At 62.9% G+C, this 26,426-nt stretch carries 22 protein-coding genes; 10 read left to right on the forward strand and 12 right to left on the reverse strand.

Annotation, left to right across the window (positions count from 1 at the left end; translation table 11 throughout):
* The 5 genes from JHD67_RS11290 to JHD67_RS11310 form a co-directional block, all read right to left on the reverse strand.
* Positions 1–955 (reverse strand): IS30 family transposase (locus tag JHD67_RS11290; protein WP_199099283.1); only part of this gene is annotated, 955 nt, incomplete at its 3' end.
* 76 nt (positions 956–1,031) lie between these two features.
* Complete coding sequence (locus tag JHD67_RS11295; protein WP_199099284.1) at positions 1,032–1,364, reverse strand: hypothetical protein; 333 nt, start codon at positions 1,362–1,364, stop codon at positions 1,032–1,034.
* A gap of 828 nt (positions 1,365–2,192) precedes the next feature.
* Positions 2,193–2,804, reverse strand: a complete 612-nt coding sequence (locus JHD67_RS11300) for a hypothetical protein (protein WP_199099285.1) — start codon at positions 2,802–2,804, stop codon at positions 2,193–2,195.
* 902 nt (positions 2,805–3,706) lie between these two features.
* On the reverse strand, positions 3,707–4,807 hold the full coding sequence (locus JHD67_RS11305) for a hypothetical protein (RefSeq protein WP_233171818.1): 1,101 nt from the start codon (positions 4,805–4,807) through the stop codon (positions 3,707–3,709).
* A 224-nt stretch (positions 4,808–5,031) separates the two neighbouring features.
* Positions 5,032–5,517: a MarR family winged helix-turn-helix transcriptional regulator gene (locus JHD67_RS11310; protein WP_199099286.1), complete on the reverse strand. Its 486-nt coding sequence runs from the start codon at positions 5,515–5,517 to the stop codon at positions 5,032–5,034.
* Positions 5,518–5,582: 65 nt separating this feature from the next.
* Between JHD67_RS11310 and JHD67_RS11315 the strand changes: the two genes are divergently transcribed.
* The gene (locus tag JHD67_RS11315) at positions 5,583–5,873 is read left to right on the forward strand and encodes a DUF1330 domain-containing protein (RefSeq protein WP_199099287.1); all 291 of its coding nucleotides are present in this window, start codon (positions 5,583–5,585) and stop codon (positions 5,871–5,873) included.
* Positions 5,874–6,095: 222 nt separating this feature from the next.
* On the opposite strand, the gene JHD67_RS11320 is transcribed toward JHD67_RS11315, so the two are convergent.
* Complete coding sequence (locus JHD67_RS11320; protein WP_199099288.1) at positions 6,096–6,938, reverse strand: hypothetical protein; 843 nt, start codon at positions 6,936–6,938, stop codon at positions 6,096–6,098.
* Positions 6,939–7,083: 145 nt separating this feature from the next.
* On the opposite strand from JHD67_RS11320, the gene JHD67_RS11325 reads away from it, so the two are divergent.
* The 7 genes from JHD67_RS11325 (at position 7,084) to JHD67_RS11355 (ending at position 20,041) form a co-directional block, all read left to right on the forward strand.
* Positions 7,084–8,136 (forward strand): glucokinase, encoded by a 1,053-nt coding sequence (locus JHD67_RS11325; protein WP_199099289.1) that lies wholly within the window; start codon positions 7,084–7,086, stop codon positions 8,134–8,136.
* Positions 8,133–10,469, forward strand: coding sequence for a family 20 glycosylhydrolase (locus tag JHD67_RS11330; RefSeq protein ID WP_199099290.1), 2,337 nt, complete (start codon positions 8,133–8,135; stop codon positions 10,467–10,469). The genes JHD67_RS11325 and JHD67_RS11330 overlap by 4 nt, the downstream gene beginning before the upstream one ends.
* A gap of 192 nt (positions 10,470–10,661) precedes the next feature.
* Entirely contained in the window at positions 10,662–13,865 is a 3,204-nt protein-coding gene (locus tag JHD67_RS11335; RefSeq protein WP_199099291.1) for a TonB-dependent receptor, read from the forward strand.
* Between the two features lie 150 nt (positions 13,866–14,015).
* Positions 14,016–15,404, forward strand: coding sequence for an APC family permease (locus tag JHD67_RS11340; RefSeq protein ID WP_199099292.1), 1,389 nt, complete (start codon positions 14,016–14,018; stop codon positions 15,402–15,404).
* A gap of 4 nt (positions 15,405–15,408) precedes the next feature.
* The gene (locus JHD67_RS11345) at positions 15,409–18,120 is read left to right on the forward strand and encodes a sugar-binding domain-containing protein (RefSeq protein ID WP_199099293.1); all 2,712 of its coding nucleotides are present in this window, start codon (positions 15,409–15,411) and stop codon (positions 18,118–18,120) included.
* Between the two features lie 16 nt (positions 18,121–18,136).
* Positions 18,137–19,144 carry a LacI family DNA-binding transcriptional regulator gene (locus JHD67_RS11350; protein ID WP_199099294.1) on the forward strand — a complete coding sequence of 336 codons (1,008 nt, stop codon included), beginning with the start codon at positions 18,137–18,139 and terminating at the stop codon, positions 19,142–19,144.
* Between the two features lie 51 nt (positions 19,145–19,195).
* Complete coding sequence (locus JHD67_RS11355; protein ID WP_199099295.1) at positions 19,196–20,041, forward strand: sulfotransferase; 846 nt, start codon at positions 19,196–19,198, stop codon at positions 20,039–20,041.
* Between the two features lie 36 nt (positions 20,042–20,077).
* On the opposite strand, the gene JHD67_RS11360 is transcribed toward JHD67_RS11355, so the two are convergent.
* From JHD67_RS11360 to JHD67_RS11380, 5 genes are all read right to left on the reverse strand, one after another.
* A complete protein-coding gene (locus tag JHD67_RS11360; RefSeq protein ID WP_199099296.1) occupies positions 20,078–20,557 on the reverse strand; it encodes a cupin domain-containing protein in 480 nt (159 codons plus the stop codon).
* Positions 20,554–21,318 (reverse strand): twin-arginine translocase subunit TatC, encoded by a 765-nt coding sequence (gene tatC / locus JHD67_RS11365; RefSeq protein WP_199099297.1) that lies wholly within the window; start codon positions 21,316–21,318, stop codon positions 20,554–20,556. Before tatC ends, JHD67_RS11360 begins: the two co-directional genes overlap by 4 nt.
* A complete protein-coding gene (tatB, locus tag JHD67_RS11370) occupies positions 21,305–21,676 on the reverse strand; it encodes a Sec-independent protein translocase protein TatB (protein WP_199099298.1) in 372 nt (123 codons plus the stop codon). Before tatB ends, tatC begins: the two co-directional genes overlap by 14 nt.
* Positions 21,677–21,691: 15 nt before the next feature.
* Positions 21,692–21,922: a Sec-independent protein translocase subunit TatA gene (tatA, locus tag JHD67_RS11375; protein ID WP_199099299.1), complete on the reverse strand. Its 231-nt coding sequence runs from the start codon at positions 21,920–21,922 to the stop codon at positions 21,692–21,694.
* 67 nt (positions 21,923–21,989) lie between these two features.
* Positions 21,990–22,679, reverse strand: a complete 690-nt coding sequence (locus JHD67_RS11380; RefSeq protein WP_199099300.1) for a lipid-binding SYLF domain-containing protein — start codon at positions 22,677–22,679, stop codon at positions 21,990–21,992.
* A gap of 109 nt (positions 22,680–22,788) precedes the next feature.
* Here JHD67_RS11380 and hemH point away from each other — a divergent pair, with 109 nt between their 5' ends.
* Positions 22,789–23,829, forward strand: coding sequence for a ferrochelatase (gene hemH, locus JHD67_RS11385; RefSeq protein ID WP_199099326.1), 1,041 nt, complete (start codon positions 22,789–22,791; stop codon positions 23,827–23,829).
* Positions 23,826–24,677 (forward strand): alpha/beta fold hydrolase, encoded by an 852-nt coding sequence (locus JHD67_RS11390; protein WP_199099301.1) that lies wholly within the window; start codon positions 23,826–23,828, stop codon positions 24,675–24,677. The genes hemH and JHD67_RS11390 overlap by 4 nt, the downstream gene beginning before the upstream one ends.
* A 42-nt stretch (positions 24,678–24,719) precedes the next feature.
* Here JHD67_RS11390 and JHD67_RS11395 read toward each other — a convergent pair whose 3' ends face one another.
* Positions 24,720–26,420: a Zn-dependent hydrolase gene (locus tag JHD67_RS11395; protein ID WP_199099302.1), complete on the reverse strand. Its 1,701-nt coding sequence runs from the start codon at positions 26,418–26,420 to the stop codon at positions 24,720–24,722.
* Positions 26,421–26,426 lie beyond the last annotated feature (6 nt).

Here is a 26,426-nt window from a genome sequence, read left to right on the forward strand (position 1 = left end):
CGCAGAAATAAACCGTGATGTCGGTGGCCAACGTGAAGCGCTGGTGTTGGGCCATCTCCGACCCTCTATCCCAAGTCAGCGATCGAAACAGCTCCTGCGGAAGTTTGCGTGCGTGTTTGATCAACTGGTCGGTCACCGTTTGGCTATCCCGACTATCCACCTGCACCAGCATGACGAAGCGTGAGTGCCTCTCGACCAGCGTGGCGATCTGGCTGTTCCTGCCGCCAAATAACAGATCGCCCTCCCAATGGCCTGGCACGGCCCGGTCCTCGACCTCGGCAGGACGCTCGCGGATCGAGATCGCATCGGTAATCTGCCCGTGGTCTGCCGTTTTCTGCGTATGGTGTCGCGAGCGGCGCATGGCTCGGGTGCGCCGCAAGTGCGCCAAAAGCTCTTTTTTCAGCGCTCCGCGTGCCTGGATGAAGAGACTCCGGTCGATCGTTTCGTGCGACACCTGACGCGCCTCATTGCCCGGATATCGATGTTTGAGCCAGCCGGCAATCTGTTCCGGCGCCCATTGTTGCCGCAGCTTAGCGGCTACCAGGCGTGCCAGGACGCGATGACGGACTAGCTTGCATGCCTTGGGGCGTCGGGCGCGATCCCAGGCCTGCTGGTCAGCGCGGCTGGCTCGATAGTGATCCTTCCCACCGTTGCGGCGGATCTCCCGGCTGATGGTCGACGGCGCCCGATTCAGTCGCGTGGCGACGGCACGGATCGACTGGCCTGCCATCAGCGCCCTGGATATCTCCTCGCGCTCGGCCAGCGTCAGCACTCGCGTCGAGCGGTGGCGCGCAGCGGGCCGGATGCCACCGGTTTCCGACAGAATCCGACGTACCGACGAATGGTGTCGATCGAACGACCGGGCGATCTGATGAAGTGACTCGCCCCGTTGCCATCGATCCCACATCATCCCTATCTGGGTTTCGGTGTAACGCATCTTCGGTCGCTGGGACATCTTGCAACACTCCCGCTGCTCGCGCAGTCTTTAGTGTGTTGCAACGACCGGCTGAAACCGCAGTCGGGAGCGGACCTTACACTGCTTGTTCTACGCCCAAGAATCTAGGGTCTTTCGCCAGAGCTTGCGCAAGGTCGGACCAAACCCCTTCAAACGCCGTTCCGTGGCTTTGAGCGCAGGTGTGTGCAGCGGAACGAGTGGCGGCAACGAAGGCCGAAAATGCCTCGACCGAGAGCTCCCGGAGATCGACGAACATCATGCCCTCATGGTCATAAGGGCGATATGCATTCGCGAATTCCGCGTCAGCAGGATTTGCCATGGACAGACGTATTTCTTCAACCAAATGGTCGAAGCTCGCCGAGCTCAACGGCAAACCTGCACCCTCTGAAATCAAGATCGTCCCGGCCATCTATCCCCCCTTCCTCAAGCCCGCAAGAATGTCCGCTTCGGGTCGGAAGTAGACATGTCGATCTATCACCAACTACCTGCCATCACGGGCTAGTGACTCTGATGAATTCGTCTCTGGGGCCCGCGTAGCCTCCACCAATCCGACTGGGCTGTCGGCGTAAAGCAGTACCCACCGACGCGCAGGCATGCGCGCTCGTCGGTTGCCTATTCTCACCACTCCGGACACGTCGTCCTTTAACTCCACAGCAACGTTTGGTGGGTCAAACCCACTTGCCAGAAGAACATCGCGACGACTTATTCCTTGTTCGCTCATCCATGCGGATCGGGAGACCCGCAAGTGTAAAGATCTTGCGATGGCGCTCTTTGGAATAACCCCTGAAATACGAACACATCCACCAATCCAAAGGGCATCACTACTGACCACATGGGGCATGGATCGCAGCGTGCTTCGAACAGCCACCGCCCAACCAAGACTCAACAGATAAGTCGCGACGATGACCGCATGAATGATCATGGGATGGTTCGCGTGGGACAAGGCCACAACGATGAAGGACAGCGGAACATCGCCGATAAGCCCAATGAGAAAGATAGGCACAAGAATGCTGGTTAACGGACCATTGGCGACCGAAAAGAATTTGCCTGCCGGGTAGCCCGCAGCAACTAGAGCGCTGGGCCGCCGTTTACGCATGAGGATGGCGGCGAGTTCTTGCCAGAGGCTCGGGATGTGGGGGCTTGGCTTCAAGTAAATGATGTCCCTATCAACTGTTCTATCCACTCAACGAGCGGAAAGGTCGGCTTCGGGTCGGAAGCGGACCTTGTCACAAGGCAATTAGACCGCACTCGCCTCCTTGCCGGTAATTGCATTGAAGGCCAAGCGCGCTCTGGACCTAAGATTCTCCTGACCGCTCCACGTCCTGATGAACTTTTCGATGGCCGGGACCGCATAAGTCGCGGGCGGGCCGATTTCTTCGAGCGCAAATAGGGCATTGAAGACCACGTCAGGTCTATCGGAGACCAGACGTTCAGCCAGTGCCGGCACCACTGAGGGCACAAGCTCTTTGGCGCGGTAGTAATCCCACATGCCTGCATCTTCCCAAACGAAGTCGGTATAGGCCCTGGTTACGTGGCTGCAATAGTTCATATACCGAGCATGGCTGTTGGTCGAACGCAGCAGGTCAAATCTCTCCCGGACTGCCCGAAGGACTTCAGGCCACCTAAGTTCACGCATGCAAAACGGAACCAGCTCTGGCGGCGATAGAAGGTCCCACGTAGCCATACGGACGAACTGCTCCTCGAAGAACTTTTGTTTCGCCGGGTGGTTCCGAACAAGCCCAAGTATTTGGACTAGCAGCGGCTCCATGGGGCGTACGTCGCCCAGGTGCTCGTCATCGGCTCGAATGACCGCCAGTCTTAGCGCCTCGAACTCATCTTCCACCGACATGCGAATCCCCCTGGAACGTGACTTCTGTAAGGTCTGCTACGGGTCGCAAGCGGACCTTTCAGCGAAGATATTTCCAGACTATCGGCGCACACACCAGATATAGCGGTAGGAACATATAGCCCCGCCCCTCGAATGAAAGATCAAAGAGCCTATGACCCACAAACGGCATTGCTACGAGGGCGACAAGCATCCAGAGCGCAAATCCCGCTGCCTGGCACGCGAAGACAAACTTGACGTACCACCACCAGCCCCGTCGGCTACCGGTTGTCATTTCCATTGTCTCTAAAATCTCCTTCTCTGCGGTCGGACAAGAGCCCTCGTGGTAGGCCTGCTTCGGGTTGCAATTTCAACCGGTCAACGCAACACCCCGACACTGTGTCAGCAGAAGGTGCGTTGCGCCGGCATCCAGGTTCAGATTCATCGCTCGCTGGCCAGCAGGCTGGAAGTACCTTAAATCCACGGGTAATCCGACCTATTGGCACAGCAGGATCGTTAGAGAGGTTGCCAAGAATGAGTAGAGTATTGATATTCCACGAAAAACGATTTCATTAAAGTGTTGCGTTGACCGGTTGAATCCGCAGTCGAAAGCAGACCTTGTCAGAATCATAGCCACACGCGCCTCTCGCACCCATGGTCAGCACCAGCTGGGGGCCAGCCCCTGCCGGAATCGATGTTCAACCCGACCGGAATCCGCAATGGGTGTGACCGCATCCCTTCCCCCGTTCTGGCGTGACCCAACACTGTCCGCCGTCAGCCGCACGCGGACATGAGCGAATGATCTAGCCACACAAAGTCACCCGTGTAGCCCAAACACTCGCCGCTCTATGGACAAGGTGAACTATGTGCGTGATGGGGCGTCTGGCCTGAGTCAGGGAACCATGGTCACGACGTAGCAACCACGCTCATTGCCGCTCGGCGCTCGAGGGCTCCCCTGGCGGTAACGGCTCGGCAGCCGCGCGCTTGGGCGTATCGAGAGGGCACCATGTCTTGAGGCGCTTGCCCGCACGATACAAATCGATGCATTCACGCATCTCGGCCTTGAAGGCGAGATCGGGCGTGTCGATCGGGCAGCCATACGGCAATGGGTTACCCTCCTTGTACTCACTGATACAGCGCGAGAGTGGCGGCGCCTTGGTGGTGTCCGGGTTACCGGCCAAGGGGGCCGGTGGCAGATTGAGGCGTTCGTCGCGATCCATGGGCGAAGCGGGCGGGGGTGGTGCACTGCATAGCGGGTTGGCCGCCGTGCTTTTCTTATCAGGGTCGCAGATGCTTTTGGCAATCGCCTTGATCGCATCGCCCACATGTCGCCCTACCGCACCACCGGCCGTTTCGTTCGGCGGCGGGAAGTACTTTTCGAAGCGGGTGGCCTTGTACTGCATCCGGTTGCTGTCGTGCTGCATGATCTGCCGATCGTCCGCCGACTTGGCTTGCCCGGCGACGGTGCTTGCTGACGCCGGCATCGAGGTTTCCGTCGAGGGCAGCCGGATCGAACCACCTTTCGAATACAAGTTCAGCGCGGAGGGCGTGGCGGCGGAGCTCGCAGGCGCAGGGGGTGCCTGGTGGTCTTGCACCACCATGGCGTCACGACGAGGCTTCTCCGGGGGCGCCGGGCTGGCGCGGGCCGTCAACACCTGTCGCGACGGCACCCGCTGACTCATCGGCGTCGGCGGCTGAGGTGGCACAGGTGGCTCAGGTGGATGTGCAGCGCGCGGCCCACTGGGGTGATCGATCAGACGCACGATCAAGGCGTGATCCCGATCGGTATCGGTATGCATCACCGCCGCAGACAGTGTCCCGGGCTGCATTTCGCGCCATAGCGCCACGGCGAACAGCGCATGCAGTATCACGACAAAAGCCAGTACCAGCGCCAGTACTGGCTGGGCTAACGGCGCCTGTCGCCAACGCCTGCGACCCAATGTTGCACGCGTCTCACTGTCGAGTAATGCCAGGCCACGCCCACCATCCCACTCGCTTCGATGCTGGACCTGCCCGGAACGCTCCATTACACCCCTGATTCAAACCAATACCCCAACGGAACATGCGCATATCGTCAGCGCACGTTACGACCAGCCTGAATAGACACGTACTTTCCATCAGGGTTCCCCTCATTCCAGGCCAGCGAAAATGGCGGAACGGACGCCGCCTGCGCCTTGACAGTGCCACGACGCGGCCCAGGGTCGCCGATTTGCGCAAGCAGACTCGGCAGTGCCGCTCGATACCGCCTTGGCTAGGGATCAGCGGAATCGGCGGCTGAAATAGCCGATGCCGCGACGTAGGCGGCGACGGCAAGCTGCGACATGACACTGCCAGCCACACGCGATGTCTCCTCGCCAGCAGCCGCAGTCAACTGGACCCGCGCCCGCTCCCAGACAGCCGTGGATTCGGCCATCAGCCGGCGCCCCGCACGGGTAAGAGCCAGGCGCTTACCCGCACGGCCCTGCCCGCCATCGTTGCGTACGAGCCCCCTCTGCTCGAGGCTCTTCACGCCGCGGCTGAGCGTGGTGGCGTCTACTCCGGCCCGCGCTGCCAGCTCAGCGATCGTTGGCTCGTGGCTGCCGCCAACACCCACCAAAAGGCTGAACTGCTCCGCAGTGATCCCCAAGGGCCGAAAGCAGGCGTTGTAGTAACGCGTAAGCGCACGCGCGGTGACCCGGGCCTGGAAGGCCGGGCATTCGGTTTCGATGCGGCGGTAGAGATCAGAAGCCTCGGTCATTGCGGGTCTCGACAAGCGCGAAACCGAATAATACTGTATATGCAGCATTAGTAGCGGGGCGCGTCATGACGGCCTATGTCCACGTCAATCTGCGTATAAAAGACCCAGCCAGGCAAGCCGCACTGGCGCCGCTTTTTCAGGCGGCGCTGCAGGCAGCAGGCGGACGCATCCTCCACTTCGGGCCCGTGGCCAAGGTATTGGAAGGGGACGTGGCACCCCTGCCCATGGCCGGCATCTTTGAATTCGCGACATTGGCCGACGCTCTGGCGTTCTATCAGTCACCGGAGTATGCGCCGATCAAACGGGAACGCGATGCGGCGCAGGAAGCACGCATGTTCATCGTCGACGCGGGCTGAGCGGCCCCAAGATCGCAATCGCCTGGATAGGGACGAAGCCCGCCGCGCTTGCGATCTTCCTACCGAGCATTGAAAAACCGGACCGAGAGCCTAGTGCCAACTCGCCGTCATTCAGTGCCATACCAGGTTCATTGCCACGCTAAGCCAGCGATTGCCGGCTTATGTTGATGGCCATTCGATTCGCTATGCGCGCTAAAACTAGAGAGCCGATAACGGCGCACCCTAGGGGACCAAGCGATACTGACCATCGTCAAATATCACCGGAATAAAAGCATAGCGGAGCGGAGCGCTATCGGGCGAAGGAGCAGAACCCACCCGATACCCCATGAGGATGTTGCGTAGCTTGTTCCCCAACCTGATATCCGGCGTTGCATCCAACAATAGGACCTCTTTCACGGTGCCTTCGGGCCCGAATCCCACGAGGTAATCGGCAAAGCCGGAAGACAGGGCGCCTGATGTCACATAGGTGGCTCCCGAGTGGCGAGGTATGTAGACGGGAACCATATCCGCGGCAACCTCGTTGGCGCTCGACGCGCCTGATCGTACCGAGCTGTCATAAGCCTCAATGAAGGCATGGAGATGATCGACTACGTCTTGAAGTTGCGCATTCTGGATACCCTGCGTTTCCAGTCGATGCTCCGTAGGCTGCGGTGTAATGGTCATCGCCTTAAGCTTGTCGAATGCTTCAAAGCGGAGCCAGACGCCCATGGGCACCACGACGGGTTCATGCGCGCCGAGAAAGAACCGCGCTTCCCGGCCATGTAACAGCAGCACAGCGGTGGTTGTTCCCTCCAACACCATGACCACTTCGTCGCCGTTGGGGTGACGCTCCCATTCGCTTGAGCCGGAGTGGTAGCTCACATACACCGCTCCACCGCGATACGGTGTGACCTCGACGAATGTCTCGCTTTCGTTCTGCCTAAACACCATTTCCGGTGATCGGTTCGGCAGGAGCTTCTGGCGCGAGACGCGCCAGACAGACGACGCCGACGTACGAGAAACCATCTCAAAAGTGCCCCAGACCGCCAGTCCTTGGCTTGCCGAACGGCGGGCGGCGCGGACCATCAAGGGCCTTACCACGCGAGCCAGCAGACACCCCGGCACGGAGCCGGTGCCTTTTCCGCCCATGTTGCGCCACGCCTTGACACCGGTGTCAATTACATTACACGCTGATAACGGTTCCGAGGCGAGGGGTGCGCTGGACGTGGCAATGGACCATCCGGATCGACTGGCAGGGGTGTCGACAACGCCGTTTCTGGCCGCGGATATTGGCGGCACGCATGGGCGTGTCGCGCTGATGCGCGCCTCGCGCAACGGGGCCGGCGCGGTGGAAATGCTCGCCTATCGCGTCTTTGCGTGCGCACAGTTCCCTACGTTGTCGCAGCTGTTGCAGGCCTTTGTCCAAGCCGAAGCAGCAACCCAGGTGACGCATTGCGTGCTGGCTTGCGCGGGTCAGGTCATGGGCGACGAGGTGGTGAACGACAACCTTCCCTGGCCCATCCACCTGGCGCAACTGCGCCACGCACTGGACCTGGACGAGGTAGCCGTACTCAACGACTTCGAAGCACTTGCCTACGCGCTCGATGGCCCGCTGGCAGGGGCCGGTCGCCACCTGTGCGGGCCCGCCACGCATGTCGAAGGGCCGACCCTGGTGATAGGGCCGGGCACCGGGCTTGGCGCGGCGGTACATGTTTCCCGCCCCGACGGCGGCTTTGTCATGGCTACCGAGGCGGGCCAGATGGATTTCGCACCGCATACGGTGCGCGAGCGCGAGGTTCTCGCGCACCTGGCGCCGCGCGGCGGCTATGTGCCGGTGGAACACATCGTGTCGGGCCCAGGCCTGCTGACGATCTACACCGCTTTGTGCGCGCTGCATGCCGCAACGCCCCGGCTTGCCACGCCCGAAGCAGTTACCGCGGCGGCCCTGACCCGCGGCGATGTGCACGCCGTGGAAGCCGTGGAGATGTTCTGCGCTTCGCTGGGAAGCTTGGCCGGCAGCCTCGCGATGGCTTTCATGGCCACGGGTGGTGTGTATCTGGCGGGTGGCTTTCTGTCGTCGATTTTTGCGCTGCTTGAGCAAAGCGACTTCGAGGAGCGGTTCCTGCACGGACGCAGCGCGCGAACACTGCTCTCGCAGGTGCCGGTGTGGGTAACCGAGCACGGACTTCATGGCGTACAGGGCGCAGCCCAGTGGTATCTCAGGCATCGCATGCGGGGCGCGGAACGATCGCCACAAACGGTGGCCGCCAAGGTGGATGCATGAGCATCATCGCGCGCTCAACCATGCTCCGCTGCCTGATCGCAGCCGGGCTGGCAGTGTCGGCACCGGTCGCGGCAACGCCTGCCGTGCCTGCATGGTCGTTGATGCCGCAACCGGCAAAAGCCAGCCCTACCGCATCGGGCGCGCTGGAGATCGCGGACGGCGCCTTGATCTCAGTGCGTGGCGCAGAACGGCAAACCCTGGATTCCATCGCGGCGCTATTCGCGCAACGCGTTGCCGATACCAACGGACTGCACCTGCGCATGGCATCCATGGGTGCCATGCATCCGGCGATGACCTTCGAGGTGGCTCCGGACGCCGATATGGCGGATGAATCCGGCTATCGCATTACAGTGGGTGACGACGGCATACGGGTCATCGCGCGCACGCCGCGTGGCGCGTACTACGGCAGCGTCACCCTATGGCAGTTGTTGACGCCACCGGGATGGAAGCGCGGCACGCCGGTCAAGATCGCGTATGGCGTTATCGACGATCACCCGCGCCTGGCCTGGCGCGCGCTGCTGCTGGATTCCGGTCGTCACTACCAGAGCGTGGCCGACATCAAGCAGTTGATCGACTGGATGTCACTCAACAAATTGAACGTATTGCTCTGGCACCTGACGGAAGACCAAGGCTGGCGCCTGGAAATCCCCAGGTATCCGGAGCTCACGAAAGTGGGCGCTTGCCGCAAGGCGATGGGTCTCGACAGCGAACTGACCGGTTCGGCCGAGCAGCCCTATTGCGGCTTCTACACGCAAGCCGAGACCCGCGACATCGTGCGCTACGCGGCCGAACGCTACGTGGAGGTGGTACCGGAGATCGATCTGCCCGGACACTCGCAAGCGGCCATCGCTGCCTATCCGTGGCTGGGCGTCACCGGCAAGCGTCCGGATGTGTGGACCGACTGGGGCGTCAGTCCGTGGTTGCTCAAGCCCGATGAAACGACCTTGCAGTTTGTCGATAACGTGCTCGACGAGGTGATGCGGCAGTTTCCTTCGCGCTATATCTCCATTGGCGGCGACGAAGCCGACAAGCAGCAATGGAATGCTTCGCCGGAAGTGCGTGCGCAGATGCACAAGCTGGGACTGGCGACCATGGATCAACTGCAGGGCTGGTTCACTCAGCAAGTCGCCGCACACCTCATCAAGCATGGACGCATTCCGGTAGGTTGGGATGACGAACTGGTCGCGGGCGCCACGCTGCCGAGGGCGCAAGTGGTGATGTCGTGGCACGGCGACCACAATGAACGCGTAGCCCTGGACGCCATCAAGCAGGGCCACGACGTGGTGATGACGCCGCAGGAGTCGCTGTACTTCGACCACTATCAGTCTGAGCTGTCCGACGAATGGGCGGGCCCTTCACCCGCCGCGACCTTGCGGCAAACCTATGACACGGTGGTTATCCCGAACGGCGCCAATGCGGCACAGGCCAAGCGCGTCATCGGTGTGCAGGCTGGCCTGTGGACCGAGCAGATGCTCACCTTTGCGCACGATCAACACGCGGTGTTCCCGCGTATCGCCGCGCTGTCGGAGCTTGGCTGGTCGCCTCCCGATACACACAACTGGAACGACTTCCTGCAGCGCCTGCCGGCCGAACTGGCGCGTTATCGGGCGCTTGGCATCGACTATGCGGACAGTGCGTTTGCACCCTCGTTCCAAGTGACGGCAGCCGACAACGGTGCGTTCCGGGTCGAACTTTCCAACCAGGCGGGATTCGGCAGCATTCGCTACACCACGAACGGCGACGACCCCACCGAGCAATCCGCAGCGTATGCTCAGCCGCTCACGCTGCCCGGCAACACCACGTTGCGCGCCGCCACGTTCGCGCCGGACGGCTTCGCGCTTGCCGCGCCACGCACGCAAGTGCTGGATGAAGCCACCCTGTCGAGCCGCGACGGCAGCGCGCTGGCCACCTGCTCAAAGCAGCCCGGTACGCGACTGGACGGCAGCCGGTCGGCACAGGGGCCAAGGCCGGTCTACGCGGTGGATATCGGTAACGCATGCTGGCTGTGGCCGAACGCACGGCTCGATGGCATGCACCATGTGGAGATGACGATCGAGCGTATGACCTGGCGCTTTGGCGATGAAGCCAAGGATGCCGTGGTACGCCATAAAACCAGCGCGGCCGGCGAGTTCGAGATCCATGCCGACGCCTGCAGCGGTCCGTTGATTGCGCGCTTGTCGCTGGACAGCGCGGTGCAAGCCAAGGGGCCAATTCGTCTTGATGGAGAGGTGGCGATGCCGGCGGGGGCCGGCGCTCGCAACCTGTGCATTGTCGCTACCGGCGACCCACGCGATGGCCAGTGGGCGTTGGCGCGACTGGTGTTTACGAAGTAAGTGGCAAGCGCGGCAAACATCCCGCGCAGCAGTACCGAGTGTATGGCTTTGGCTGGCTAGGCCAAAGCTGGGGACAACGAAAGTTTGCATCACCACGGCGTGCGCTCCCGCAGGCACCGCCGGGCTGTACGCGCTTTGCAACACCACGGAGCAGTTGAGGTTCGACAGGCAACACCAACGAGGTTAAAGCCCATGTCCACCGTACTTCGCAAGCACCCTTTGTCGTTCGCCATCACCGTGTCGCTATTCGCCGCCGTGTCGACGTCGGCGGCGGCGTCGACATTCGCCGATATCCAGGCGGATAGCCAGGCAGCGCAGGCCAACACGGCGCAAACCACCACGGCGCCAGCTACGCCGCCCACCGATGCCAAGAAGACCGACGCCAAGACCAACGGCACCGACGCGGAGAAAAACGCCGTCACGCTGTCGACCGTGGCTGTCTCCGGCGTGCGCGCCTCGCAAATGCGCGCCATCGACCTGAAGCGCGATGCCGCCAATATTCAGGACAGCATTACCGCCGAAAACATCGGCGCGCTGCCCGACACCACGATTACCGACTCCCTGCAGCGCGTCACTGGCGTGCAGATCAACCGCGACGCGGGCGTGGGTACCTCGGTGGATGTGCGTGGCCTGCCCCAGGTCGGCACCATGTTGAACGGCGAAGTGTTCATTACCGCGGACCAGATCGACTCGCAGCAACCGGACTTCACCATGCTGCCGTCCACGCTGTTCCACGGCGTGGACGTGGTCAAATCGTCCACCGCCAACGAGACGGACGGCGGCATCAGTGGCGCCATCGACCTGCATACGTACCGGCCTTGGGATCTCCCCGGCGGGTTCACCTACAGCTATTCGGCCAATGGGGAGCGCGGCTCCACCACCAACCATCTGGGGCCCGAGGCCAACGGCCTTATTTCGTACAACGACAATGGCCATTGGGGCCTGCTGGTTTCGGCCGATTTCTCCAATACGCGGCGCATGAACTCCACCGAGGGCCTCGACCAGTATGGCGTAGTACTCAATGGTGAGAACGCGGCCAGCGCGGGTGGTTACAACGGCTTCCTGACACCGTGGAACGGTGCGCCCATTCCCCCGAAGATCGTCCAGAACGCCGACGGCAGTGTGGACGTCAACGGCGACGGCAAGTCCAATGGCGTCTTCATGGGCAGCCAGGACATCGGCCTCAATGACATCATCACCCAGCGCAAGCGCAAGTCCGGCAACGCCTCGTTCCAGATTGACCTGGGCGGCGGCTTCAGCGCCACCAGCGATTTTTTCTACTCGCAACAGCGCGAGTACGACCGCAACTACGGCATCCAGTTCAACTCCACCAACTGGCAGGGTGCGACCTACGTGCCGCTGCAATCGCGCAATACCGGCAGCCCCGCCTTTGGCGCGTATGGCACGCCGGAGCCGGGCTGGGAGGGTTCGCAGATATACACCACGCAGGTGTACGAGAAGTGGCCGGGTGACGTGGAGTCGTACTCGCAGATCATCCAGAAAAGTTCGGTAGCCAAGAACTTCAACCTTCAGCTGGATTACGACAACGGCGGCAATTTCACCGCGAGCGTGCGTGGCATCCATGACACGGCGTCGCAGTCGAACCAGGAAACGGACGTCAACATTTCCGACTCCGATGGCGCACTGTGGCCCAACGTGCTCATGGATGGCGTCACCGTTCCGCCGGGAACCATGGTGTATCCGGCTCAGCTGGGCGGCAACCGCGTGTTCAATGCCAATGGCGTTCCGCAGAACACCGTACCGATCGTCGCGAACTTCAATGGGCGCTACATCACGGTCAGCATGCCTTCCTCGCTGGCAGCGGATTTTGCCAATCCCAACGGCTGGACGATGAAGACATTGGAATCTTCCGGCGATTACGACCGCAAGGTGGCGTTGAACGCGTTGCGCTTCGATGGCAAGTACGATTTCCAGGACGGCATCAAGCTCGAGTTCGGCGTGCGTAACAGCATCCGCGATGCCGACAACAACGGCTGGACACTGGAAACACCGGTCTACGCAGGCATTGGCGCGAGCGATCCCAACGGATGCCTGGTGCGTTACGTCGGTGCCGACGTGGTACTGGATAGCGGGTCCTGCACGGCGAGCAACGCGCAGGGCTATTTCCGCGCCGGGCCGCTGTCCGCGCTGCAGATGCCCCAGACCGCCGCGCCGTTGGCGGGCAACTTCAAGCAGTACAACAACCTGCTTGGATCGGGCATCAACTTCTGGGCGATTGACCCCAATGCCATGGTCAATCCGTTGTCGTTCTGGAAATCGCTCTACCCCGATACCGTGCAGGTGGCAGAGCCCGGGACGACCTGGGGCGTGCAACTGAAGGAGCTGTCCGGTTACCTGCAGGCCGATTTCAACGGCACCCTGGGCGACATGCCTTACGGCGGCAACGTGGGCGTGCGCTTGATCCACACCAACCTCAACGTGACCCAGCACTTGTCCGGTGCGCCAGGCGCGTACGGCGATGAACCCGTTGACGCGGGAACCGCCATCACCAAGCGCAGCTATCAGGATGTCCTGCCGTCGGCCAACTTCTCGCTGGACCTGACCGAAGGCCTGAAGTTTCGCCTGGCCTACTCCAAGAACATGATGCCGCTGGACCTCAGTACCTGGGGTGGCGGCTTGCAGTTGAACTACTCGTTGGCGGAGACGCCGCAGGGACCGATCTTCCGCGTGTCCAACGGCACCTCGACGGGCAACCCCAACCTCAACCCCTGGCGATCCACCAACTATGGCGCATCGCTGGAGTACTACATCAACCCCACCAGCATGCTCAGCCTTGCGCTGTTCCGCATCGACGTGGACAGCTTTATCAAGAACGGCAGCGTGACCAACTGCACCTTGCCCGACGAGGACGGCGTGGTCCGCGATCATTGCATCGTAATCACCCAGCCAGTGCAGGGTACGGGCAACAGCATCCATGGCGCGGAGTTCGATTACCGCCAGGGCTTCACCTTCCTGCCGAGCTTCTTGTCCAAGACGGGCATGGAGGTCAATGCTACGTACGCACCAAGCAACTCGGGCGAGACCGATCTGGCGGGCAAAAAGATTCCCTTCCAGGACAACTCCACCAAGTCCGGCAACTTCATCCTTTGGTATCAGGACGATCACTTCCAGGCCCGTGTTGCGTACAACTACCGATCGCGGCGCGCGGTGATGGACAGCGTGGGTGGCATTACCGGCATGGAGATGTACGAAGCGCCGCAGAAATATCTCGATGCGTCGATCTCGTACAAGTTCAGCAAGTACGCCGAAGTGTTCCTGGACGGCACCAACCTCACCAACGAGTACCAGCGCTACTACCTCGTGTGGCCCGACCAGCCTGCGCACTCGACCTTTTCCGAGCGCATGTTCATGTTGGGCGTGCGCGGCCAGTGGTAGCCCGGACGCCTTGCGCGCCGGCCAATGGTAGAGCCGTTCCCGCTACTGCGGGAACGGCATGGCCTCGGCGCGGGTAGAGTCAGGCGTACCGCTATCGTTCTACGGGCTCATCCATCGCGCCCGCTCGCAACTCACCACGACAAGGCAAGCATGCAAGACTCCAGCGCGCCCCCGCCCGTTCGCGACAACGCCTTCCATCGTTCCATCGGCGTGTTCTCAGGAACCGCGATTAATATGACGCAGATGTGCGGCATCGGGCCGTTTATCACCATTCCCATCATGGTTGCCGCGATGGGTGGCCCACAGGCGGTCATTGGCTGGATCGCCGGCGCCATCCTGGCCATGGCCGACGGTCTGGTCTGGGCCGAACTGGGCGCGGCCATGCCGGGTTCGGGGGGAACCTATGTGTACCTGCGCGAAGCGTTCCAGTACCGCACCGGCAAACTCATGCCGTTCCTGTTCATCTGGACCATGCTGCTGGCGATTCCCTTGCTGATGTCCACGGGCATCATCGGCATGGTGGAGTATCTGGAGTTCTTCTTTCCGAACCTGGGTTGGTGGTCGGTGCATCTCATCAGCGTGGCCGCCACCGCCGTGGTCACCTGGCTACTGTATCGCCGCATCGAGTCGGTCCGGTCGATCACGGTCGCGCTGTGGGTCATCATGCTGGTATCCGTCGTGGGCGTGACGGCGGCCGGCTTCTCGCACTTCCATGCGGACTTCGCGTTTGCCTACCCGGCGGACACCTTTGGCAGCCGCTTCTTCACCGGGCTTGGCGCGGGCCTGATCATCGGTATCTACGATTATCTCGGCTACAACACAACCGCCTACATCGGCGACGAGTTGCGCGATCCGGGCCGCACCATGCCTCGCTCCATCATCATTTCGGTGATCGCGATGATGTTTGTCTACCTGCTGCTCAACATCAGCGTGCTTGGTGTGGCGCCGTGGCAGGAGATCGCTCAATCCAAATCGGTCGCGTCGCTGGTAGTGGAGCGCAGCTGGGGGCATGTGGCTGCCGCCGTGATGACGGTACTTATCATCATCACCGCGTTCGCTTCGGTCTTCACCGGTTTACTGGGTGGCTCTCGCGTGCCTTTTCAGGCGGCGCAGGACAAGGTGTTCCTGTCCGTGTTCGCTCGCCTGCACGCCAAGCACGGCTTCCCGCACGTGGCCCTGCTCACCATGGGCGTGGTCACTGCCATCGGCACATTCTTCGACCTGACCGAGGTTATCAATATGCTGCTGGCAGCGACCATCATCGTGCAGTCCATTGCACAGATCGCCGCGCTGATCGTGCTGCGCCAGCGCCAGCCGTATCTGGTGCGCCCGTACAAGCAGTGGCTCTACCCCGTGCCGTGCGCCATCGCGCTGCTGGGCTGGGTCTACGTGTATGTATCCGCTTCTACGCTGTCGCTGATCTTGTCCGGCATCTGGATCATCGCCGGCCTGGGGGTGTTCGCGATCTGGGCCCGGATCAACCGGTCCTGGCCGTTCGCGCCCGCTGAAGTAAGCGAAACCTATCTTGGGAACCAGTGACGCCATGCAAACTCCAGCCAGGCATGCATGTTGGATCATGATGGCGGTGGCGATGTCGCCCGCACCGGTGGCCTACGCTCAAACCGCCTACGCCCCCACTCAGGTAGCCGTAGAGGCCGGGTCCATCACGGCCATCGATCATTGGCAGATGCAGGACAGCGCGAAGGCGCAGCAAGGCGGCGCCGCGATTTCCTCGATGGGTTTTCCCACCACCGAGTGGTATCCGGTGACCGGCCGCGCAACCGTCATGGCCGGCCTGCTGGAAAACGGAACCTATAAGAACGACGTGTTCTACAGCGACAACCTGCGCGCCGTGCAGGTACCGGATGCCAGCGGCAACCTGTTCGTGACGCCGTGGTGGTACCGCGCCGAGTTCGCGTTGCCCAAGGACATCGCGGGACGGCACACGCTGCTGCGCACCAACGGCATGATCGCGAGCGCTGACGTATGGGTGAACGGGCATCAGGTTGCCGATCACACGGAGCTCGCCGGGGCCTATCCCGTACACGAACTCGACGTAACGCGCTGGGTGCGCACGGGCGCCAACATCCTGGCCATGCGCGTGCATCCGGCCGATCCAAGAAAAAGCTTGTCGATAGGTTGGGTGGACTGGAACCCTACGCCCCCCGACAACAATATGGGTCCGTGGCGCGGCGTGGACATCGTGCAGACCGGCCCCGTCGCGTTGAGCTTCCCGGTAGTGCTTTCCACGCTGTCGCTGCCCGGTCTTGCGCACGCCGCGCTCACCGTGAAAGTGACCGCGAAGAACCTGGACACCGTGGCGCACGATGCCACGATCACCGGTACGGCGGCCGGCGTGCCCATGCAACAGACCGTGCATCTCGCACCCGGGCAAACGCAGGTGGTTTCGTTCTCACCCAGCACCACGCCAGGCCTGGCACTGGACCACCCCAAGATCTGGTGGCCGGTCGGCATGGGCGAGCATCCGCTGTACGCACTTGAGATGACCGCTGCCGTGGACGGCGCGACATCCGACCGCGCCGGCACCACGTTCGGCATACGCAGCGTCAGTTCCAGCCTGACCAAGCAGGGCTACCGCCAGTTCTTCATCAACGGAAAGCCGCTACTGATTCGTGGCGCGGGCTGGGCGCCGGACATGTTCCTGCGCGATGACCCCGCACGCATGGAGGCGGAGTTCAGCTATGTCGTCAACCTCGGCCTCAATACCATCCGTAGCGAGGGCAAGCTGGAGAATCAACGTTTCTACGACCTCGCCGACCGCAACGGCATCCTGATACTGGCGGGCTGGGAATGTTGCGACAAGTGGGAATCGGCGGCCAAGACCGGTGGCGCACCCTGGACCGCGGCCGACATGAGGGTCGCCGAAGACTCGATGGGGAGTGAGGCGCGCCTGCTGCGTAATCATCCATCCGTGATCGGCTTCCTGATCGGCAGCGATAACGCCCCGCCGCCGGCCATCGCAACGATGTACGTCGATACGCTGCGCGCCGCGGACTGGTCGCTGCCCATCATCTCCGCGGCGGTGCCGCAAGCGACGGCCGACGCGGGCCCCTCCGGCTTGAAGATGGCCGGACCGTACGACTGGATTCCGCCGTCCTATTGGTACGCCGACAAACTCGGCGGTGCGTTCGGCTTCGATTCCGAGGTGAGCGCGGGTGCCGATATCCCGCGCATGGAGGACCTGCTGCGTATGCTGTCGCCGCAGGAACAGGAGGCGCTGTGGAAGTACCCGGAAGCGAGGCAATACCACGCCTCCGCGGACTGGTCGACTTTCGCCGTGCTGACCCCGTTCGACCACGCGCTGGCCCAACGCTATGGCACGCCCACCAGCCTCGCCGATTATGTCGCCAAGGCCCAGCTCGACAACTACGACAATGTGCGCGCGCAGTTCGAGGCGTTCAACGCGCACCGAGATGCGGCCAACCCAGCCACCGGCGTTATTTACTGGATGCTCAACAACGCCTGGCCGTCGTTGCATTGGCATCTGTACGACTACTACATGAATCCCGCCGGGGCCTATTTCGGCGCCAAGAAGGGCAACGAGCAAGTACATATCCAGTATTCGTACGATACGAACGAGATCATGCTGGTAAACCACACGCTGGACGATGTGCAGGGACTCAAGGCGAGCATCCGCGTGCGCAACCTGGATGGCAGCGTGCGCTACGAAAAGCATCTGCAAGCCATCGACATCACGGGCAATCACACGAAATCGTTGGCCACGGTGCCGGCCGTTGCCGGCTTGTCTTCCGTGTATTTTGTCGAGCTTGAGCTTGCCGCTGTCGACGACCAGCCGGTCAGCCGCAATGTCTACTGGCTATCCACGCGCGCGGATACGCTGGATTGGGCGCAATCCAATTGGTACCTGACGCCGGTGACGCGGTACGCCGACCTCACCGCGCTGCAATCCTTGCCTGCCGCCACCAGCGAGGTTCACGCGACGACACGGCACGAAGGCCATGAGGAGCTCACCACCGTCACGCTATCGGTGCGTTCGACCGCCAAAACCGTGGCACTGTTCCAGCACGTGTCGATTCGGCGTGGCGCGCGGGGCGAGCTTGCGCTACCGATACGCTGGAATGACAATGACGTCACGCTTTGGCCCGGTGAATCGATCACCCTGACCGCGCGCTACGCATCGCAGGGAACGGCCGATCCTGTCGTCGAAGTGAGTGGCTGGAACGTTCAGGCCCAAAGCGTTTCAGCTACCGCCACGCAGGGAACAGATCATTGAAGACGCAAAGGCTTCCATGTCGCGCGTGACCATCAACGATGTCGCCCGTGCATCGGACACCTCCAAGAAAACCGTATCGCGCGTGCTCAACAACGAGCCGAACGTGCGCGATTCGGTACGAGAGCGAGTGCTGGCGGCCGTTGCGAAACTCAACTACCGGCCGCTCAATTCGGCGCGCAGTCTGGCGACGAACCGCTCCTTCCTGATCGGCCTGCTCTACGACAACCTGTCGCCGAGCTACATCATGGAAGTCCAGGCGGGCGTGCTGGAAGCGTGCGAGGCGAGGCAGTACAGCATGATGGTGCAGCCGCTGGTGTCGACGGCGCCGGATTTCGTCGAGCGCGTGGAGAGTATCCTCTCGCGGCATCAGCCCGATGGACTGATCCTTACGCCGCCGATCACCGATCACTCGAAGCTGCTGAGTTACCTGCGCAAGAGCGACCTTCCGTTTGCCTCCATCGCACCTCGACAGCCCAAGGGCTGCATCGGCGTGATGCTGCGCGAACGCGAGGCGGCGGCGGCGATGGTGGCGCATCTGGCGTCGCTGGGGCACCGGCGCATCGCCCACATCCTGGGCGACCCCAAGCACGGCGCGGGCATCTGGCGTCTTGCCGGTTACCGCGATGGCTTGAAGCGCGCAGGGCTGAAGGAGAACCCCGCATACATGGTGGAGGGTCGGTTTTCCTTCGAGTCCGGCGTAGCCGCAACGCGCCGCTTGCTCGCATTGAAACAGCGCCCCACCGCCATTTTCGCGGCCGATGACGACATGGCGGTCGGCGCGATCTGGGCCGCGGCCGAGGCCGGGGTAGCCGTTCCCGGCGAGATCTCCATTTGCGGCTTCGACGACACCAACATCGCGACCCAGGTGTGGCCGCCACTCACCACGATCCATCAGCCTGTACGCGACATGGGCAAGCGCGCTACCGAAGAACTGCTGCTTCGCGTGCTGGGCAAGGGCGAGGCCGGCATGGTCGAAGTCGATTATGAAATGCGCGTTCGCGCGTCGACAGCGCCCGCGCCCTGAAACCGGCGCGGCCTTGTCGCCCACGTCACCTATCCCGAGGAGAGTGTCCCTATGCCTGCCACGACAGACCTCAGCAACTCGCCACGGAAGTTCCATTTCATTTCCGGGTTGCCGCGCTCCGGCAGTACGCTGCTGGCCGCCATCCTCAACCAGAATCCGCGTTTCCGCGCAGGCATGACCAGCCCGCTCGCCGACATCATGGGCGTAGTGATGGCGGAGGCGAGCAGCAAGAATGATTTTTCGTTCGATGTCTCCAACGAGCAGCGCGTCGCGCTGCTGCGTGGACTGGTGGAAAACTTCTATTCCGTCCAGGCCGATGCCGGCGCGGTATTCGACACCAGCCGCTTGTGGTGCAGCCGAATGCAGCTGCTCAACACGCTATTCCCGGGCGTGAAGGTCATTGCGTGCGTGCGCCAATTGGGCTGGGTGCTCGATAGCATGGAGCGACTGGTGCAACGGCAGCCGGTGAGCGTCAGCAAGGTGTTTCGTTTCGACACCAATACCACGGTGTATTCACGCGTGGAGGCATTGACCGATCCACGGGGCATGGTCGGCTTTGCCTACCAGGCCACCAAGGAAGCTTTCTACGGCCAGTACGCGCGGAATCATCTGCTGATGCTGACCTACGAAAGCCTGGCGGCCGACCCGGCTACCGCCATGCGCGCGGTCTACCAGTTTCTCGGCGAGCCTTGGTTCGAGCACGACTTTGACCACATCGAGTACAACGCGGACGAGTTCGATGCCCGCGTCGGCATGCCCGGCCTGCATTCCGTGCGGCCCAAGGTGCAATCGATCGAACGCCAACCTATCCTGCCGCGCGAGATCTTTGGCCGGTTCGCCAACGAAGCGTTCTGGGCGGACCCCAGGAACAATGTCCACCAGGTACCCATCGTGTAAGGGCGCGGGCCTGACGCCGCGCTCAGCGATAGCGCGTCAGAAGCCGATCTCGGGTGCCAAGCCCTTGAGATGACCGGCGAGCGGGTCGTTCTCCGCCAGCAGTTCGAATCCATCGTATTCGAAGCTCGGCGCGACCAGGCAGGTCATCAGCGCGTAGCGGCCCAGCGGACACGCTGCCTGCCAGGCACCGGCGGGCACCACCACCATCGACTTGGTGCCCGGTGCGATGGGGCCAAGGCGGCAGCGCTCCAGGCTCTTGCGCGCGGAGTCGTAGATCAGCAGCTCCAGCGGCTCGCCTTCCACGAAGTGCCACACTTCCTCGGCATCCACGCGATGCCAACTGGAGCAGCGGCCCGCTTCCAGCAGGTAATGAATGGCACTCAGCGCCGGTCGCCGGCCATCGCCAGCGGCGGCGGACGGCGGCGGATAGAAACGATGGTAATGGCCACCTTCGACGTGCGGCTGCAATTTCAGCAGCGTTTTCAGCTCATCGATGCGGGCAGCCACGTCGCTCACGAGGCGTTCGCTCCGCTGGGCTTGAGCAGCCAACGCACGGCCAGCACGCCCAGCTCGTAGAGCACGCACATGGGAATGGCCAGCATGATCATCGAGGTGATGTCGGGCGGCGTAATGAAGGCGGCGATGGCGAACGCACCCACGATGGCGTAGCGACGGCCATTGCGCAGCTGCTCCAGGTTCACCACACCAATCGCGGCCAGGATCACTACCGCCACCGGCACCTCGAAACAGAGGCCAAAAGCGAAGAACATCAGCATCACGAAGTCGAGGTAATGCGTGATGTCGGTCATCATTTCCACGCCCTGCGGCGTCACCGCCGTAAGGAAGCGGAAGGCCGCCGGCAACACCAGGAAATAGGCGAATGCGCAGCCCAGGTAGAACAACAGCAGGGCCGCCGCCAGCAGCGGCCGCGCCAGGCGCTTTTCGTGCCGGTACAGACCCGGGCTGACGAAGGCCCACAGCTGATAGACGATGACCGGCATGCTGATGAACAGCGCCGCGTAGAACGCCAGCTTCAGCGGTGTTACGAACGGGCTGGCGACCTCGGTGGCGATCAGGTGCGCGCCCTGCGGCAGACGTGACACCAGCGGCGCCGCCAGTTCGGTATACAAGCGATTGGCAAAAGGAATCAGCGCCAGCAGCACGATCACCAGCGCGATCACGGCCTTGAGCAGGCGCGAGCGCAATTCGATCAGGTGCGAGAACAGGCTTTGTTCCAGGCCTTCCGCGTCAGGCCCATCCAGCTCAGGCGCTGCCATGCGGGGTTTCCTTGGCCGACGCGGTGTCGGCGATGGCGGCAGGGGCGGGTTCCGCCGCCGGTGCCGGGGCGGTTGCCTCGGTCTGCGTGACACCGCCGGTCGGGCGCATCTTGCGCAGGGTTTCGTCCAGTTCGCTCTGGGCGGCTTCGGCACGCGCAGCGGCCTCGCGCGCCTGGCGGCGGATTTCCTCCACCTGCAGCTCGCGCTCCACCTCGGCGCGCACGCTGTCCCAGCCGGTGCGCACGCGACGCATCAGGGCACCAGCGGTGCGCGCAGCGTGCGGCAGCTTTTCCGGGCCGAGCACAATCAGCGCGATCAGCGCGAGCAACACCAGCTTGCCGAAGCTGATCTCGATCATGACCTGCGACCTGGCTTACTTGGTCTCAGTGGTGTCGTGCTGATCCTGGCTCTGTGTGCTGGCCGGCGGCGGATCGGCTTTCAGGCGCTCGTTCGGGTCGCGCGTCTTGTCTTCTTCGCCACCGTCCAGGCCTTTCTTGAAGTCGCGCACGGCGCCGCCCAGGTCGGAACCGATGTTGCGCAGTTTCTTGGTGCCGAAGATCAGCACGACAACGACGAGCAGGATAAGTAGATGAGTGATGCTCATGGACAAGGCCTCAAGGACGTCAAAGCGGCGGAACGAAGCCGTCAAGCTAACACGCCGCCGCTCCACATCAACGCTGAGTGTACTCCTCCAGGCGATCCCTGAAATCCACTACCTGGGGAGGCACGTTGCTGACCCCGCCTTCGAAGATGCGGCGAGGGGTTACGCCCTTGCCGTAGATGGCCTCGTTGGCGTCGTAATCGATGCGCAGGGCCGAGCCATCCAGGGCTACGCCGGCGAACAGGCCACGCGAGCGGGAGTAGGAGTAGATCTCGGCCTTGAAGTCGCTATCGGTGGACGCCTGCGCGGTGCGGCCCACCGGGCCGGCCGCGGCGGCGGCATCCGCGCCGAGGGTGAATTTGCCATTGACGATGCTGTCCACGCCACGCTGGGTGCGGAACACCAGGATCACGTCGGTGGACGAAGCACCGATCTGGAAGCCCACGCTGCCGCCCGTCATGGTGATAAAGCTGGGGTTGGACCAAGTGCCGTCCGGCCCCTTCACCGAGATCAGGCCCTCGCCCCGGCGGCCGCCAAACACGAAGCCCACCTTCAGCAGGTCGGGAATCACCGCGATGGCCCGGGCCTCCTTGAGCAGGTCGGAGGGAATGGACTTGTCCGGCGCCTGCATGATCTCGGTCAGCACCCGCACCGAGTTCTGGGCGCGCACCAGCGGCGGGTCTTCGGCCTGCGCGGCCATGGCAGGCAACAGCAGAACCAGGGCGGCGAGCAACAGACGAACCAGCGGTGCTTTGATCATGGACGGCTCCTGAGCTGAAATTTGGACGGCGGCCCTGCGGCGTTGGTTCCCACGGCACCACCGATAGCTTGTGGCAGACTCAGCGGCGGTTTTCTCCACGCCAGCCACGATGCCACACAGCCCCGACTATACCGGCCCCGATGACGCTTCCCATGACCCGTCTGTTCAGGCAGGCGTTCTCTTGGTGAACCTGGGCACACCAGAAGCACCCACGGCCCGTGCGGTGCGACCGTATCTGGCGCAGTTCCTCGGCGATCAGCGCGTGATCGACTACCCGCGCTGGCTGTGGTGGCTGATCCTGCACGGGGTGATCCTGCGCGTGCGCCCGTCTCGCTCAGCCCATGCATATCAGCGCATATGGACCCCGCAGGGCTCGCCGCTGCGCGTGGGCAGCGAGGCACTGGCCGCGCGCCTGCAAGAGGCGCTGCGCCCGCACGGGCCCATCCGCGTTGCCTTGGCCATGCGCTACGGACAGCCCTCGGTGCAACGACAAATCGAACAACTGCAACGCGAAGGGGTGCGGCGCCTGTTGGTGCTGCCCTTGTACCCACAGTATTCGGCGACCTCCACCGGCTCGGTGATCGATGCGGTGGCCGATGCCATGAAGTCGCTGCGCTGGCCACCCGAACTGCGCCTGATCAACGACTATCACGACGATCCGGCCCATATCGACGCCTTGGCGCGGAGCATCGAACGGTGGTGGGCCAGCCACGGCCGTGGCGAGAAGCTGCTGCTGTCCTTCCATGGCATTCCCGAGCGCTACGTGCGCCTGGGCGACCCGTATGCGGCGCAATGCCAGGCCACCGCCGAGGCGCTGCGTCAGCGACTGGGGCTGGATGAGCGCGAACTGCTGGTGACGTTCCAGTCGCGCGTGGGCCGCGAACAGTGGCTGAAACCCTATACCGATGTCACCGTGCGCGAGCTGGCTGCCAGCGGCATCAAGCGCCTGGACGTGGCTTGCCCCGGTTTTGCGGTGGATTGCCTGGAGACGCTGGAGGAAATCGCCATGCAAAACGCGGAATTCTTCCGCGAGGCGGGCGGCGAGGCGCTGCGCTATATCCCCGCGCTCAACGACAGCCCCGACCAGGTCGACAGTCTCGCCCAACTGGTGCTGCGCCACGCGGGTGGCTGGCCGGAGTTTTCGGCGTGAACGCCGCCGCGCCGGTCGAGCGCGAGGTTGCCCTGCCCCATCTGCGCCTGCGCGCGCTGGTGTGGGGCAACGACAACGCGCCGCCGCTACTGGCCTTGCATGGCTGGCTCGACAACGCGGGCAGCTTTGCGCGACTGGCGCCGCTGCTGGCCGCCGAGCATCGGGTGATTGCGCTGGAGTTGCCGGGGCACGGGCATTCGGAGCATCTGCCACCGGGCATGCAGTACCACTTTATCGACTATGTGCGCACCGTATTGGCCGCCGCCGACCTGTTGGGGCTGACGCGCTACGACCTGCTCGGTCATTCACTGGGCGCGGGCGTCGCCTCGCTGGTGGCAGCCGCCGCGCCCGAGCGCATCGCGCGGCTGCTGCTGATCGAAGGCCTGGGCCCGATCGCCGACGACGGCCAGCACACCTTGCGTCGCTTTCGCGACGCACTCGCAAGCACGGCCACCGGGCGCTCCCTGCGCTCGTTTTCCTCGGTGGAGCTGGCCATCGCCGCGCGCACGATGGCAAGCGGACTGCCGGCCGACCAGGCACGCCCCATCGTGGAACGCGGCTTACGTCACACCGACGCGGGCTGGCATTGGCGCAGCGATCCGCGCCTCAACCGGCCCTCCGCACTACGTTCGCCGGAAGCACAGATCCACGCCCTGCTGCGCGGCATCGAAGCGCCCACTGCCTTGCTGCTATCGCAACCGGATACACCGTACCTGCCCGGCGCGCAGATGCAGGCGCGCGCGGCCTGCGTGACGAACATCGCGGTGACGCATATGGACGGCGGGCATCACCTGCACCTGGAGCATCCCGGCGCCGTGGCGAGTTGGGCCCGCTGCCACCTGGCGTGACCGCCGGAGGAAGCACCTTCGCGGCGCTCCCTCCGTTGGCTATCAGGGCTTGGCGAGGCCCAGCGTATCCAGGCCTTGTTCGAAGGTGATATCCACCGGAATCCTGGCCTGATCCAAACGCTTCAGATCACCGGCCAGCGTGGCGTCCACCGTGCCCATGCTGTCGGTGAGCTGTTTGGCGGCGGCGTAATCGCCGTCACCCTGGATGGTGAGCAACTTCGCGGACAGCGCATTCATGGCGGCCGTCATCTTGTCGAAATCCACGCGATAGGTGCCGGTGGCAGCATCGCGGGAGAACGCACCCTGCTGCTGGAAGAAGTTGAAGCGCACCATGTTGGCCTTGGCATGCGCATCGCTGGCGCCAAAGCGCACCGAACGCAGGATGCCGGCGAGGAAGGTAACGTAGTTGTCCATCAACCTGGCCTTGTCCAGCTCGCCTTTCTCGGCCAGCTTGGTGACCATGTAAAGGCCCAGGATGTCGGCCTTGCCCTCCTCGAAGCTGGAGGCCTGATCCTTCAACGCGGTGCGCACCATGCCCTTGCCGGTGAGCGTGTCCTTGATGCCCAACCCATGCGCCACCTCGTGGAACATGGTGTTCTCGAAGAACGCGTCGAAAGTGAGATGCGATTGCTGGTCACCAGCGATCAACTGCTTGGCGATGGGCAGCATGATCTGGTCGAACTTGGCCTGCATCACGTTCTCCAACTGCAGGCGGCGCGTGCCCTTTTTCAGCTGAACTTCTTCGTCGTTGGGCAGGTTGATGGCGATGGTCTTGGCGCCCACGTTGGCGTCGCCTGCGTAGTACACCGCGAAGTACGCGTTGAGGTCGGCGTCGGAACCGGGCTTCTCGGCCTTGTACTTGTCGTCCACCGGCAACTCGCGCTGCAACTCGGGCAGGTACTTGGCGAAGCGTGCGAGCTTGGCACTCCACGCCTGATCCTTCACCAGCACGTAGCTCTCGTAGCTGGCCTTGTAGCCGAACAGCTGGTCTTCGTAGGTTTCGATGGGACCGATCACGATGTCGACCGGGTTGTTCTTCATCGACATCCAGGCGAAGTCGCTGGGGCGATAGTCGTCGCTGAGCAAGGCCTCGGCGCGCTGCTTGAGATAGCTGGCGAATTCCTTGTCCGCCGACAACGCCGCCGCCTGGCGCAGCAGGCCGGCGGCGCGCTCCAGATCAGCCTTGTAGGCTTCATGGTAGGGCACGGTGACCAGCTTGCCCTGCGTGTCGCGACGCAGCAGCGTGTAGAGACCCGTTTTGTCCTTGAGGTCGGCCTTGTCGAACTCGTCCTTGCTCATGTCGGCCGGATAGAACTGCGCGCCGGCCGGGCGCGGACCTACGCCGGCCACGAAGGGCTGGTCGTTGTCCAGGCGATCCCACGGGCCGTAGTTGATCTCGGCGAAGTGGCGCGTGACCTCATCGGGAATGCGCGCCATCAGCGCGGCCTTATCGCCCCACGACTGCTGCCAATAAATGTCGTTGGTGACATCCGCCGCCTGCACCAGCAGCGCGATCATCTGCTTCTGCTTGTCGTCGAACGCAGAAAGGTCGGCGGTGAGCTTGACCGTGGCGTAGCTGGCCATGCGCTGGGCGGCATTGTCGGCATCGGTGGATGGCGGTGGCGTCGCCGGCGCGCTGGCTGCTGGTGCCGGTGCGGGCGTCTGCGTGGTTGGCGTGTTGTCGTGCGAGCTGCACGCGGCCAGGGCAGCGATAAGACTGAGGGCTAGCAGATGGCGGCGCATGGGGTT

The sequence above is a fragment of the Dyella sp. ASV21 genome (genome assembly GCF_016428975.1).
Lineage (GTDB): Bacteria > Pseudomonadota > Gammaproteobacteria > Xanthomonadales > Rhodanobacteraceae > Dyella.